Source organism: Parasedimentitalea marina, assembly GCF_004006175.1.
Classification (GTDB): Bacteria; Pseudomonadota; Alphaproteobacteria; order Rhodobacterales; family Rhodobacteraceae; genus Parasedimentitalea; species Parasedimentitalea marina.
Genome location: NZ_CP033219.1, coordinates 3,257,987 through 3,271,082, shown reverse-complemented (window position 1 = coordinate 3,271,082; position 13,096 = coordinate 3,257,987). Strand labels below are relative to the sequence as shown.

Annotated in this window: 10 protein-coding genes; 5 read left to right on the top strand and 5 right to left on the bottom strand. The window is 58.1% G+C overall.

Features of this window, described 5'->3' with window-relative positions; all coding sequences use genetic code 11:
• Nucleotide 1 precedes the first annotated feature (1 nt).
• On the bottom strand, nt 2–688 hold the full coding sequence (locus EBB79_RS15775) for a 4'-phosphopantetheinyl transferase family protein (protein WP_127749785.1): 687 nt from the start codon (nt 686–688) through the stop codon (nt 2–4).
• Nucleotides 689–1,051: 363 nt separating this feature from the next.
• Between EBB79_RS15775 and EBB79_RS15770 the strand changes: the two genes are divergently transcribed.
• Nucleotides 1,052–2,011, top strand: a complete 960-nt coding sequence (locus tag EBB79_RS15770) for a glucokinase (protein WP_127749784.1) — start codon at nt 1,052–1,054, stop codon at nt 2,009–2,011.
• Here the strand turns inward: EBB79_RS15770 and EBB79_RS15765 are convergent.
• The 3 genes from EBB79_RS15765 to EBB79_RS15755 all read right to left on the bottom strand — a co-directional run bounded on the left by EBB79_RS15765 (nt 1,995) and on the right by EBB79_RS15755 (nt 8,631).
• The gene (locus tag EBB79_RS15765; protein WP_127749783.1) at nt 1,995–5,408 is read right to left on the bottom strand and encodes a translocation/assembly module TamB domain-containing protein; all 3,414 of its coding nucleotides are present in this window, start codon (nt 5,406–5,408) and stop codon (nt 1,995–1,997) included. The two genes, EBB79_RS15770 and EBB79_RS15765, sit on opposite strands and share 17 nt — an antisense overlap.
• The gene (locus tag EBB79_RS15760; RefSeq protein WP_177627823.1) at nt 5,405–7,216 is read right to left on the bottom strand and encodes an autotransporter assembly complex protein TamA; all 1,812 of its coding nucleotides are present in this window, start codon (nt 7,214–7,216) and stop codon (nt 5,405–5,407) included. The genes EBB79_RS15765 and EBB79_RS15760 overlap by 4 nt, the downstream gene beginning before the upstream one ends.
• A gap of 185 nt (nt 7,217–7,401) precedes the next feature.
• Nucleotides 7,402–8,631: a urate hydroxylase PuuD gene (locus EBB79_RS15755; protein ID WP_127749782.1), complete on the bottom strand. Its 1,230-nt coding sequence runs from the start codon at nt 8,629–8,631 to the stop codon at nt 7,402–7,404.
• A gap of 98 nt (nt 8,632–8,729) precedes the next feature.
• On the opposite strand from EBB79_RS15755, the gene EBB79_RS15750 reads away from it, so the two are divergent.
• Together EBB79_RS15750 and EBB79_RS15745 are read left to right on the top strand one after the other, a co-directional pair.
• Nucleotides 8,730–9,671 (top strand): LysR family transcriptional regulator, encoded by a 942-nt coding sequence (locus EBB79_RS15750; protein ID WP_127749781.1) that lies wholly within the window; start codon nt 8,730–8,732, stop codon nt 9,669–9,671.
• Between the two features lie 209 nt (nt 9,672–9,880).
• A complete protein-coding gene (locus tag EBB79_RS15745) occupies nt 9,881–10,267 on the top strand; it encodes a DUF1761 domain-containing protein (protein ID WP_127749780.1) in 387 nt (128 codons plus the stop codon).
• A 292-nt stretch (nt 10,268–10,559) separates the two neighbouring features.
• On the opposite strand, the gene uraH is transcribed toward EBB79_RS15745, so the two are convergent.
• Nucleotides 10,560–10,916 (bottom strand): hydroxyisourate hydrolase, encoded by a 357-nt coding sequence (uraH, locus tag EBB79_RS15740; RefSeq protein ID WP_127749779.1) that lies wholly within the window; start codon nt 10,914–10,916, stop codon nt 10,560–10,562.
• 155 nt (nt 10,917–11,071) lie between these two features.
• Between uraH and puuE the strand changes: the two genes are divergently transcribed.
• Both puuE and EBB79_RS15730 read left to right on the top strand, forming a co-directional pair.
• On the top strand, nt 11,072–12,490 hold the full coding sequence (puuE, locus tag EBB79_RS15735; RefSeq protein ID WP_127749778.1) for an allantoinase PuuE: 1,419 nt from the start codon (nt 11,072–11,074) through the stop codon (nt 12,488–12,490).
• Nucleotides 12,491–12,575: 85 nt separating this feature from the next.
• Nucleotides 12,576–13,061 carry an ureidoglycolate lyase gene (locus EBB79_RS15730; protein WP_127749777.1) on the top strand — a complete coding sequence of 162 codons (486 nt, stop codon included), beginning with the start codon at nt 12,576–12,578 and terminating at the stop codon, nt 13,059–13,061.
• The last annotated feature ends 35 nt before the right edge of the window (nt 13,062–13,096 follow it).

Here is a 13,096-nt window from a genome sequence, read left to right as displayed (position 1 = left end):
CTTAGGTGCGCAGTTCGGCCATGGTTACGATCACCCCGGCGCCAATGGCAAACCGCCCGCTAATTATGTCGTTTTTGGCGAAGGGCAATTGATCAGCAGTAAAGCGGGCCTGAAAGCAAGCATGTGCCAGATCTAGCTCCAAATTCATGCCATCAAAGCCAAAAAAACGCTGGCTGACAGTGTACTGGCATTTGTAAGCCGCCTCTTTTGCAGAAAAAATAACTTTGGCCAACTGGCCCGGATTGGCCTGACGTTTTAGCCAGTCCTGCTCAAGGTCGGAGCAGATCGCAGGAAGCAACTTATCTTCCAGTGGCGTGTCTTCTTCGACGTCAATACCAAGCGCCAGGACATCGCTATTGCGGGCGACAACGGCCATGGCGCAACTTAAGGTATGGGTGATTGATCCGGTCAGCCCCACGGGCCAGATGGGCGCACGGTTCTTACCAACCAGAATTGGCTGTGGCGGCCACCCCAGATCCGCCATCGCGCTACGGGCCGCAGCACGGCCAGCGGCAAACTCGCGCTGCCGCTTGTCCACTGCGTTTGGCGACAGACAGGCCAATTCATCCGCAAAAGGGGCAGCCATCGTGCCCAGTGGATCCGTCACTGCCAGTGCCACATCCGATTGAAATAATGGGCGGGCCAAGGCCAGCCGGTCATCGGTTATAGTCGCCTTGGTATTATTCATCCGGCCCTTGCTTAGCGGTTCGTCCGCATCGCGCGGCGTTATGATCTGATGGTGGCCAGATACAGATGGCCCCTCTGACGGTCATCGGCCATCGCACCACTCTGGGTCAACCCCTACAGATGCGCCGTTGGGGCAGATCACGTATCAAATCGGCGCAAGGGAGGTGACCGTTGACAGTATTCTCACGCTTTTCGGGCTGGACAGAGCTGCATTTATGGCAACCACACTCACCCGATGTTGACTACTGGCGCTAAATTGGGCAATTGGCATGTGAGCGCAAACATAGATCCCCTGAGCATTTGCAATTGGGCGTGATTTGCCGCACCATTTCCTTGTGGATAGAACGAATAAGGGCTCAGCTGGATGAACACGGATGTCACGGTACTGGTCGGCGATGTTGGCGGCAGCAATACACGGTTGGCATTGGCGGGCCCGGAAATCGGCGTTACCGCGTTGAAAAGTTTTGATAACGACAGCTTCACCAGCCTTGAGGATGTGCTGACCGCCTATCGCGCCCAGCCCGATCTGCCCGAGTTTCAGGGCGCGTGCATTGCCGTTGCCGGACCTGTTTACGGGGATGAGTATCGTTTGACCAACCGGGCATGGCACGGCGATGCAAACGGCTTGGCAGCGCGGCTGCAGTTACCGGACGGCGCGCGGATGGATCTTATCAATGATCTGGCCGCCTTAGGTCATGCATTGCCGGTCTTAAGCCCCGGTCAACTGTCGTCGCTGCGCGCGGGAACGCAATTGGGTGATCAGTCGCTGGTGGTGGGACTGGGCACTGGGTTCAACGTGTCCCTGGTTGCCGGCACACATACAGCCGGCGCAGAGATGGGGCACGCAGATCTGCCGGCCTCGGTCTACAGAAAGCTACAGACGGCATTGGGGCGCGATCCGAAGGGGTTTAACACCAACGAGGATCTGTTCTCCGGGCATGGGCTTGTGCGGTTTCATCAGGCAATGAGCGGTGTCGCGATTGCTGGCGGAGCGCAATTGATGCAAGAGTACCAAGCCGACTCAGACAGTGCAGCTGCCCATACAGTAGAAACCTGGGCAGAATTGCTGGGGTTGTTTGCGTATAATCTGGTTCCGACCTACATGCCCGGCCAAGGCCTGTTTTTTGCCGGTAGCGTGTCGCGTGCGCTGCTCGGCTCGTCCGCGCAAATGCAGTTCCTTGAGGGGTTTTCTCAGGGGGATGGTTTGCTGCAAGAGCAGTGCCAACAGATCCCGCTGTGGGTTATCACTGACGACGCCGCCGGGGTCAGCGGCTCTGCGCGGGTGGCGCTAGAGGCGGTGTCCGGCGTTAATAATCCTTCTTGAAAAACAACCCAACACCGGTGTCGCCATCGCTTTCGACAGTGCCGGTGACCGTCACACTTTTTGTGAGGTCCAGGTTGATGTTCAATTCGCTCTCGCCTTGGGTGTTGACGTTAAAGTCGGTGTAGACGTTGTCGGCGACATAGCCGCCAAGGCCCAGACCATTCAGGCTTAGGGCGGCCTCATCGGCCCCGGTTTCATCGCGCAATGCGCCTTCGGTTCCGCCGCCACGGCCGCTGAGTTCTCGCAGCGAACCGGCCATGCGCGCCAGTGCAAGGGGGGATAGATCCTGGATGTTGTCGCCAAACAACAGCAGGGCCAAAGCCTCTTCGCTGGGGCGGGCAGGGTCCGAGTAGACCTTGATCACCGGCGCATCTATCAAGCCTGAGATTTCCATCGTGGCCGATCCTTCGGACGTGCTGGCAGTGGATTTGAAGTCAAGATAAGGCACCAGATTGCCCTGCAGGGTGACCCGGCCTTCGTCCAGTTCCAACTGGCGTCCCAACAGGTTGAAATTGCCGCGGATCAGGCCGATTTGCCCGGAAGGGGCCAGATTGGCGGTGCTGCCGCGGACATGGATCTGACCGCCCAATTCAGCCTGCAATCCACGTCCGCGCGCAAAAATACGGTCAGGGGCGTTGATCATGATATCCAGTGCAATGTCGGGGCCACTGCCGGGTTTGGCCTGATCAATCAACCCGGCGCGGGCTCGGGTCTGGCGTGAGGTGCTGGGCTCGTTCAGGTGGCGGATTGGCGGGATTGGCGCCGAAGTTACCGAGCCACCGGCGGCGGCCAGATTGATGTTGGTTTCACCGATATTGATGTGCCCGGCCAACCGTCCGTTGCCCGCCAGCGGGCCACTATAGCCAAGCGCGCCGTTCAGCACGGTTTCATACATCAGGTTGTCAGTTAGAACCACGCTGTCCAAAGCCACCTGAATGTTGCCATCAAACGGTGCAGCCAGCGATAGCGGGCCAGATATACGGACGGCACCACCTTCACGTGGCCGTGCCGAGACTTGAATCCTGGCGCTTGATTGCGCAACCGAAATGGTGGCCGTGATCGCCTCGATCTGTTGCTTGGCACCTGGAATTGCCAATGTCGTGCCAGTGGTTGAAATTGTGCCGATAAGCGATTCCAGTGCGGGCGGGCCAATCAGGGACATATCGAACTTTGCCACCCCACGCACCGAGTTGGGCGTGATGAACAGGTTGGCGGCATCCAGGCGCAACTGGCCTGTGGCACGCATGTCTGCAGTGGATTTGGCCTCGTCCCAACTGCCGGTGACGGAGGTGTCGATACCTGCGGGGCCGGTCACATTGCTGTCGACCTGCCAGATGCCAGAGCGGCGGCTGGCTTTGCCCTGTGCAGATAGTTTGCCGGCCAGTTCCGGCAAAAACCGCTGCAGATCCTCAAGTGCGGCCTCAAAAACCATATCCGCTGCGCCGCTGCTATCAATAGTTCCATCCAGCACTGCGCGCGAGGCATTTGGGCCCAGCAGTTGCATCTTGCCAGCCAGTGAGTCGCCGTCCCGCGTGACATCAGCGCTTAGCTCTAGTGGGCCAGAGGTTTGTGGGACCAGCGGGCCAATGTCGTTTAGGCGGGCGGACAGGGTTAGGGATCCGGTCCGGCTGTCCAGTTGGCCCTGTGCCAATGCTGATAAGGCCGGGTTGGTCAGATCAAACTGGTCGATACGCAGCCCATCTGCCCCACGCGCGGCGCGCAGATTCAGCGTGGTGATACCAGCAATCAGCGAGTCGACCTGGGCAATACCCGAACTCAACTGATCCCCCCGCACAGCTAAGTCGATATCAAACGTACCCGACAGAGGGGCCGTGAACCCTTTGACCGCCGCATTGACTGCGCCGCCGATTGGCCGGCCTGCCAGCCCTGAGAACCGTGCCAGATCCTCCGCATCTAAATGCAGGTCGGTGGTGATTTTCAGCCCAGTGTCCAGCCCCTCGATCTGAGCATCGCCGCTGGCACGATAGTCACTGCCGCGCAGCGCCATGTCAGTGATTTTCAGCCCTGCGCCGTCCTGTGTGGCCAGATTTCCCGCAAAGCTGATTTGGTCGCCAAGGGCCTGGGCCAGGGCCGGATCGTCCGGCTTGACCCCGGTCAGGATCGCATCAATGTCACCGCTGATGGCAAAGCCATTGCTCTGCTCCAACGTCCCCGCAGCACTCAGTTCGGCTCGCGCCAGCGACAGCCCTGGATGGTTCAATCGATCCAGCAGCGCCTTGATCTGCCAGTCGGAACTGGCGGTTTTATGCGCCGTCAATTCGATGCCAGCCAATGTCGTGGACCCGCCGGCAACCGGCAACAGGACCGCCGCCTGACCGACGGGCGGTGTGATTGCGGCCTTGATGTTGGCGGTCTCAAGCACGCCGCCGGGGGCCAGTTCCAAAGCACCAGTCAGTTGCAAGGCCTGGGTGCGCAACACCAGATTATCCAGTGTGATACGGCCATCCGGGCCGTTGTGCCCCTTTAGATTGGCGCGGATGCCGGGACCAAAGAAGGGCCGGTAAGGGGGGGCGATCAACGGGTCGATATCACCGTTTAGGTCGGCCGAAAAATCAATACCGTTCGGGGTTTCAGAGTCGCCCAAAGGCTGGGCCGCCAGAACCACTTGCCCGTCCAGACGCCGGGTTCCATTGGTGTCCAGTTCGAGGTTGGCGTTGAAGTTGTCGACAGGGCCTGTGCCCTGCACCGACAGCCGAACTGTCGGGCGACCGGGCAGATCAATGAGCGTTGAGACCAAACCACTGGCGGCTTCCTCAAGGGCCAGATCCAATGTGATCACACTGGTTTCATTGACAAAGGACGCATCCAGGCGCAACAGATCACCGGGCCTGTCCAGTCGCGCCACCATTAGGTCGCTGTCCAATGCGCCATCCGCCAACTTAAGCGCTCCGTTCAGTGACAGGCTGGCAGCAGTCCCCATCAGCTCCTTGCCCAGCTCGATCTGGTTCACGCGGATTTCACCGACCTCAACAGCGACAGGAAGGTCCGGCAGCTGAAATGGAGTGGCCTCAGGCGTTGGCAGTGTCGGGTCTGGCGGGGTGGGCTTGGGCTTGCGGCTGACGCGGACAGCGTCGGCGGTCAGGGCATTGACCGAGAATTTGCCCTGGATCAGCGCCAGCCGGTTCCAATCCAGCACCGCGTTGTCGATGGTCAACCAGATGCCATCATCATCCGATACAGTGATCTGCTTGATCGTGGCCGAGGACGAAAATGCACCTTCCATCCCAATCACGCTGATCTGACGGTTGTCACCTGACAGCGAATCCTCAAGGAATTCGACCAAAAACCCGCCGGCCTCTTCGCTGCCACTGTCCTGGGCGGCCAGAGGTGTTGCAGCCAAGGTGACGGCCAGAGTGTACGTGAGGAATCTGTTCAAAACGCTTGTCCTATGCCGATGTAAAACTGCACCCCGTCGCTGCTGCTGCCATCAACCGGATAGGCCAGATCCAGCCGGAGCGGCCCAATGCCCGCGACGTCATAGCGCAGACCAAGCCCGGCGCCTGCGTGGCGTTGCGAGGACCCGGAGACCAAGCTGCTTTCGTCCACCAGTCCAAGGTCATAGAAGCCCACCAGCGATATCTTTTCGCTGACTTTGCCACGGACTTCGCCGGACAGGGCCAGGTAACCTTTACCACCGGCGGTGCCGCCTGTGACTGGAACACCCAGTGATTGGTACTCATGGCCGCGTACAGAACCCGCTCCGCCTGAGAAGAACAGCATTGTGGGGGACACTTCGCTTAGGTTCGGGCCAATGACCGACCCCAGTTGGACCCGGCCTGCCAGTACCACGGAGTTTGAGCCGCCCAAGGCGTAATAGATCCGCCCGTCCAGTTTGATCTGTGCGCCGGATTTACTGCCGTCCAGCCCGAGGAAGGGCACCAGACGCGCATCCAGATAGTAGCCATCCGTTGCACTGACCCGGTTGTTGCGCGCGTCTTTCTCGACGCGTAGATTGCCCTGCGCATACTTGAACCTGCGTTTACCAAATACGTCTTCGGCCAGGATGGATTCAAACCCAAGCGAGCCTTCGGCAAACAATGTATCCGAGAACACCCGCCGCACACCGATGGCGCCCAACCCGCGGGTGGCGGTATAGTGTTCTTCGTCTAGGCGTTCGACCTCGAGCAGATAATAGGTGTTGTCGTCGGGGCCTAAGGTGGCTGGGCGGTCCAGGCGCAGACTGATGCGCCCGTCCAGGTCGCTACTGCTGCCAATGCCACTAAGCCGAGTTTCAAACCGTAGTTTTTCGGCGTTGCCAAACAGGTTGCGGTGCATCCAGGTGCCGGTCAGCTCTAGCCCGTCGCTCGAGCTCAGCTCGGCCCCGAATGTCAGGCGTCGCTGGGGCAGGTCTTCGAAATCGGCGGTGAAATCCAGCGTGCCATCGGGATTGGGCTGTTGGGCTTCGGTCATTGAGACTGCGGAAAAGGTGCCGGTGCGGCGCAATCGTGTTGCAGCCTTGGCCAGGTCGTCCGGATGATAGGGCTCACCAGTGGGAAAGCCTGCGATCCGGCGGATCGCCTCGGGGTTCACGGCTGTTTCACCGGTCTGGTGCAACTGACCAAACCGCAGGTGTGGTCCCGGGTTCAGGTGCAGGGTGGCATTGATACGGGCCTGCACATGATTGGCCGTGATGTCCTGCGATTCCAGCGCGACCTTGGCATGGCCAGCGTGACGCCATGCCTTTAGTCCAGCATGGTTGGCGTCGCGAATGGCGCCGGTGCTGGCAGGCTGTCCGGGGGCGAAAGTCTCGGGGATTTCCACTTCGCTTGGGTCGGGCATCGGTGTCACACCGGCGGTGCCAAAGGTGAACCTTGGCCCGGTATTGACTGTAATGACAATCGCATCGATGGATCGTGGCGGATAAAGCGGCTGGATAGAGGCCGCTTCCCGGCCGTCGAGCCGAATATGCACCTCAGGCGAAAAATGGCCGGTGTCGTAAAGAACCTGCACCAATGTACGATAATCGGACAGCGCGGTCGCCAAAAGCCCCTGCACATCGATGTCGGGCTGAACCGACATAACGGCCGAAGCGTCGCGTAGCCTTGCGGTCAATTCTTCGCTTGCGCCCGGAGCCGTTAGGTCGGTGCTGGCTGCTTGTACCGTATTCGGCAGGGACAGGCCCATACTGCAAAGGCTGAATACAAATGCGCGTGTGATCTGGCGTAAGCGCCGAGAAAAAAACATCGGCGGGCTCCGGGGCTGCCTGAATAATCCGACCTCTCTGGAAAACAGCAGAGATGTATGCGGTGGGATCACGGTTAACACACCAGGAGAGGGGGTAGAAGGTGAGAATTCATCTTCTGGGCGTCGCTCTGTTCGGTGACAGGTCAACCTGGGTCTGTAGGGGGCAACGCTGCCCCCCGCGCCGATTACATCTGGGCTGCGCGAAACCAGCGACGGATGGCGGCCCGGTCTTCGGGTTCCATGAACGTCACGTTGGCAGGCGGCATCGCATCGGTTACACCAGCATGCAGGTAAATCGCATCGGCCTGCCGGGCAACGTCAGCTTCGGTTTCCAATAGTATCCCCTTGGGCGCGCGGCGGATGCCGTCCCAAAATGGTTCGCGCGCATGGCACATGGAGCAGCGCCCCAGCACCAGCTCATGAACCTCTTCAAAACCCTCGGTCTGGGCCATCACCAATGCAGTGCCCCGCAGAGCTGCCTGGTCCTCGGCGTCGCCTTCGTTTTCCAAACCAAAGGTCGACAGGATGATGATGCCAAGGAACAGCAATGCGGTGACCAACCAGGTCCATGTGGGGTTGCCTTGGCGGGCGTGGCAAGTGTTGAAGTAATGGCGGATGGTTACCCCCATCAAGAACACCAGCGCCGCGATCAGCCAGTTGTACTGGCTGGCAAAGGCCAGAGGATAGTGGTTCGACAGCATCAGGAAGATAACCGGCAGGGTCAGGTAGTTGTTATGGGTCGAACGTAGCTTGGCGATTTTGCCGTATTTACTGTCAGGCGTGCGCCCCGCCTGTAGATCTGCCACCACGATGCGCTGGTTTGGCATGATGATGAAGAACACATTGGCGGTCATAATGGTGGCGGTGAAGGCCCCCAAATGCAGCATCATGGCGCGACCGGTGAACACCTGGTTCAAGCCCCAGCCCATCACCACCAACAGCACAAACAGCAGTACCATCAACAGGGTCGGACGCTCGGCCAGACCGGATTTGCACAGTTGATCATAGATCAGCCAGCCCACCGACAACGAGGCCGCCGAGATCGCAATACCTTGCCACAGTGTTAGATCCGCCTTGGACTGATCAATCAGGAACAGTTCTCCGCCGGCCCAATAGACCACCATCAGCAAGGCCGCGCCGCTAAGCCAGGTCGAATAGCTCTCCCATTTGAACCAAGTCAGGTGCTCGGGCATTTCGGACGGTGCGACCAAATATTTTCGGACGTGGTAAAATCCACCGCCATGCACTTGCCATTCTTCCCCATGGGCCCCTGCAGGCAGGTCGGCAGCCTTGCGTAGACCAAGGTCTAAGGCAATGAAATAAAACGAGGAACCTATCCAGGCAATGGCGGTGATCACATGCAGCCAGCGCAGAGCAAAGCTCAACCAATCCCACATCATTAAAAGTTCAAACATTGGAGGCCCCGTAATTGTTGTCTGCCGCCACTCTAGGCAAGCCGTGCATTATTCGGTATTCCCGCATATTATCAAACTGTATCAAAAAAAATGGAACAATGTCCTATCTTGATAACATTCGGACCTTTGTAAGGGTCTATGAACTTGGCTCGATGTCGGCGGCCGGCCGGGACTTGCGCATTTCGCCGGCGGTCACCTCGGCACGGATATCGCAACTTGAGGATTATCTTGGGGTCCGTCTGTTCCAGCGCACCACTCGCAATCTGACCGCAACTGAGCAGGGCAAGGCATATTATAGCGGTGCGGTGACGATACTGGAGACGGTGGATGCCGCCGAGGCAAAAGTTATGCACCTGACCGAGGTGCCGCGCGGCTCGTTGTTTATTGCCGCGCCTTTGGGGGCTGGGCGCCGATTGGTGGCACCAAAAGTGCCGGATTTCCTGGCCGAGTATCCCGAAATGAGCATTCGGATGCGTTTGACAGATCGGTCGGTGGACCTGACCACCGAAGGATTGGATCTGGCCTTCTTCCTGGGTCAGCCCGAAGATAGCAATCTGAGAATCCGCAAGATCACCGACTGTCAGCGGGTGCTTTGTGCGTCGCCAGACTATGTGGCGCGGCAGGGCATGCCTGAGAATGGTGCAGATCTAATCAGTGGCACTCATGCCTGTCTGAATCTGAGATATCCCGGTGCAGCGGAGTTCCAATGGATGCTGGACACCCCAGAAGGCCCTAAGCGATATGCAGTTTCAGGGCGATATGAGTGTGATGACGGCGACGTTCTGACAGACTGGGCGTTGACCGGCCAGGGTATTGCACTGAAACCGGTGTTCGAAGTGGCGGAGCATATTTGTGAGGGTCGGCTGATCCCGGTGGCGACACAAACGCCTCCGGTGCCGGTTCAGATGGCTTGCCTGTATACACACCGTCGCCATCAGGACCCTAAAACCCGTCTATTCATGGACTTTATGACCGAGAACATGGCTCGGAGCATTCGTGAAGCCGAGGCTCGCGTTGCAAAGATGGTCTCCCGCCCCTGAATGGGCCTGACAGCCCAGTGCAGGGTTTGAGCATGGCACCGCGCAAGCGCGGTGTGGTTCGTATCCGCAGTCGTTGGCTGTTTTCTGAATGCCGGAACAGAAGTTCCGGGGTATCTGGCTGGTGTCAGCTATGCGTTGACTCGTTAATTAACTTTGTGGTTAAATAGCGAGAGGTGCGGTCTGCATCACATAGTAAAAGGGTTAGATACATGGCAGAACTTTTTCAGGGTGTTAGTTGGATCGGAGTTTTTTCAGGGACTATTGCGGCGTTCCTGCTGGGTTGGCTTTGGTACTCGCCCAAGCTGTTTGGCACAAAATGGGCTGACGGTGTCGGGGTTTCAATGGGGTCGGCTGATGAGATGCCCAAGGCGGCCATGATGTTTCAGATACTGGGCCTGTTTCTGGTCAGTTGGCTGGTCGGCGTTACCGCCGTGTCGAATGCGTTGCTTACTATTATTCTGGCAGTGGTTGCGTTTTCCGTCATGGGCTACGCTGGCGGGTTGTTTCGAAAGAACAGTGCCTATGCGCGGGGAGTTGATGCAGGTTATTGGGTGGCCAGTGTCGTGGTTATGGTGGTTTTTCAGGGCATTTTCTGATTTGTAGTCTGGCTACTATGTTTTCGCGCACCGCAGGTGCCATGCCCAACGGGTAGACCTGCATCTGTGATGCTGGCCTGCCGGACGGGAGCGCATGAGGGCGGACGCAGTATTAGCCTTTTTGATCCGGTGTGCCCTTCGGGTTGACCAGTTCGAGCGTCTTGGGCGGTTCTGAAGATGGCGAAGTCTGGCCACTTGAGATTTCGAAATTTGACCACCTGCTTGCCGGCTCAGGGCAAGACCAGAGCTGAGATCACTCGCTCTGGGTGTCAGATGCAGATCCTGGGACGCTTCAGCTGCCGCGGTAGGTGGAAAAGCCAAAGGCCGACAGTAGCAACGGTACGTGGTAATGGGCGTCGGCATCGCTGATGCCAAAACGGATGGGGACCTGATCCAGAAACAGCGGCTCGGGCAAGGTCTGATCACCAGCGCGCAAATAGTCTCCGGCCTCGAAAACCAGCTCATAGGTACCGATGGCAAAGCCTTCTTGCGGCAGGATTGGTGTGTCCGTGCGCCCGTCGGCATTGGTTTGTAGCTCTGCCAGCTGGGTGCGGGTCGCGCCGTCAATGCGATAGAGCGTGATGTTCAGCCCTGCTGCCGGGCAGCCTTGGGCCGTATCCAGAACGTGAGTCGTCAGATAACCGGTCATTTTGGGGTCTCCTTTTGCTTGATCCCACTCCTGACGCAGAGCGGCTGCAGTTGCAAACTTGGCGGATTTGACAGTGTCTTTTGTAAAATTTGAAAAACTGCCGACCTCTTCTGCAATAGTAAGGGGTGATCCATTAGGTTGAAAGGCCAAGTTATATGACCAGATATCCACGTGACATGATTGGATATGGTGCTACGCCGCCGAACGCCCAGTGGCCCGGTGGGGCCAAAGTGGCCGTGCAATTTGTACTGAACTTCGAAGAAGGCGGCGAGAACAACGTCCTGCATGGCGATGCGGCCTCCGAGGCCTTTTTGTCAGATATTCCCGGCGCAGCGCCTTGGCAGGGGCAGCGGCACTGGAACATGGAATCGATCTATGAATATGGCGCTCGGGCCGGGTTCTGGCGCTTGCACCGGTTATTCACCGGGGCGGACGTACCCGTTACTATTTATGGTGTCGCCACAGCGCTGGCACGTTGCCCCGATCAACTGGCGGCAATGAAATCCGCAGATTGGGAGATCGCCAGCCATGGGTTGAAATGGGTCGAACACAAAGACATGGCGCAGGATGAGGAACGCGCCGCGATTGCCGAGGCGATCCGCCTGCATACCGAAGTGGTCGGCACGCGTCCAACGGGCTGGTACACTGGACGTTGCAGTGCCAATACAGTGCGGTTGGTCAGCGAAGAGGGCGGGTTTGACTATATCTCGGATACTTATGATGATGATCTGCCCCATTGGCGCGAAGAGGGCGAACGCGATCAGCTGATTATTCCCTATACGCTGGAAGCCAATGACATGCGGTTTGCCACAGCCCCTGGTTACACCACCGGCGAACAGTTTTTCTCATATCTGAAAGACGCTTTTGATGTGCTCTACGCTGAGGGCGAGGCAGGAGCGGCCAAGATGATGTCAATCGGGCTGCATTGCCGGTTGATTGGTCGGCCGGGCAAGATTGCCGGCTTGAAACGGTTCATTGACTATATCCAGGGGTTTGATGATGTCTGGTGTCCACGCCGCATCGATGTGGCCAAGCATTGGGCAGCGACCCACCCGCATCAGCGGTTTGAGCGGCCCAGTCAAATGGATCTGCAGACATTCGTCGACAAATACGGATCGATTTTTGAGCATTCGCCCTGGATTGCCGAGCGTGCGTTTGAACTAGAGCTGGGCCCGGCGCATGACACTGCCGGCGGGCTGCACAATGCCTTGGCGCGGATGTTCCGTTCGGCCAGTGCAGACGAGCGGCTGGGCGTGCTGACGGCGCACCCGGATCTGGCTGGCAAGCTCGCCGCGGCAGGACGGCTAACAGCCGAAAGCACCGGCGAGCAGGCAGCGGCGGGTTTGGATTTGCTGACTGATGACGAACGCACGAGCTTCACCCGATTGAATGGACAATACGTCGAAAGATACGGGTTTCCCTTTATCATTGCGGTGCGCGATTACGACAAGGCCAGCATATTGGCAGCGTTCCACACCCGTATCAATAACAGCCGCGAACAAGAATTCTCCGAGGCCTGCAAGCAGGTAGAGCGGATTGCCGAGTTTCGGTTACGGGATATCCTGCCATCATGAGGAATGCTGAAACAATGATGCAATTATACTTTTTTTCGGGGCATATCCGGGCCAAACGCATCCCTTTCAAGGGGTGCGTTTATCAATGAAAACACTATTTACCCAACCGTTGATCGCCGAGAGCTTTGCCGCTTTTGGCGACGTGTTAGAGTTAAAGTCAGCGCCTGACAAACTGATCAATCAGGGCCTTTGTGGGCGCCACCACGACTTGGCGAACTTAGAGTTCTCAGGCGGGAGTGCCGGAATTTCACTGTTTGATGCCGAGCCCCGCAGCCTGCCGTACAAACTGGAGATGGTTGAACGGCACCCTGATGGCAGTCAGGCGTTTATTCCGATGTCGCAGACAAGCTTTCTGGTCATTGTTGCTGTCGACGACGGCGGCAAACCGGGTATACCACTGGCCTTTGAAACTGTCCCAGGACAGGCCATCAACCTGCATCGCGGTACTTGGCATGGGGTACTGACGCCACTGCATGCACCAGGCCTGTTTGCCGTCGTTGACCGCATCGGCCCGGGCCTTAACCTTGAGGAACACTGGTTCGAAACACCATTTACCGTATCACGCGATTAAGACCAAAGCCGCCCACCAAAGAGGTGGCTAGACAA

Bases quoted from the DNA above. Each gene is read 5' to 3' on its own strand.
- EBB79_RS15760 (WP_177627823.1), bottom strand. From the start codon at position 7,216: ATGTTTTTTTCTCGGCGCTTACGCCAGATCACACGCGCATTTGTATTC.
- puuE (WP_127749778.1), top strand. From the start codon at position 11,072: ATGACCAGATATCCACGTGACATGATTGGATATGGTGCTACGCCGCCG.
- EBB79_RS15755 (WP_127749782.1), bottom strand. From the start codon at position 8,631: ATGTTTGAACTTTTAATGATGTGGGATTGGTTGAGCTTTGCTCTGCGC.
- uraH (WP_127749779.1), bottom strand. From the start codon at position 10,916: ATGACCGGTTATCTGACGACTCACGTTCTGGATACGGCCCAAGGCTGC.
- EBB79_RS15730 (WP_127749777.1), top strand. From the start codon at position 12,576: ATGAAAACACTATTTACCCAACCGTTGATCGCCGAGAGCTTTGCCGCT.
- EBB79_RS15775 (WP_127749785.1), bottom strand. From the start codon at position 688: ATGAATAATACCAAGGCGACTATAACCGATGACCGGCTGGCCTTGGCC.
- EBB79_RS15750 (WP_127749781.1), top strand. From the start codon at position 8,730: ATGTCCTATCTTGATAACATTCGGACCTTTGTAAGGGTCTATGAACTT.
- EBB79_RS15745 (WP_127749780.1), top strand. From the start codon at position 9,881: ATGGCAGAACTTTTTCAGGGTGTTAGTTGGATCGGAGTTTTTTCAGGG.
- EBB79_RS15770 (WP_127749784.1), top strand. From the start codon at position 1,052: ATGAACACGGATGTCACGGTACTGGTCGGCGATGTTGGCGGCAGCAAT.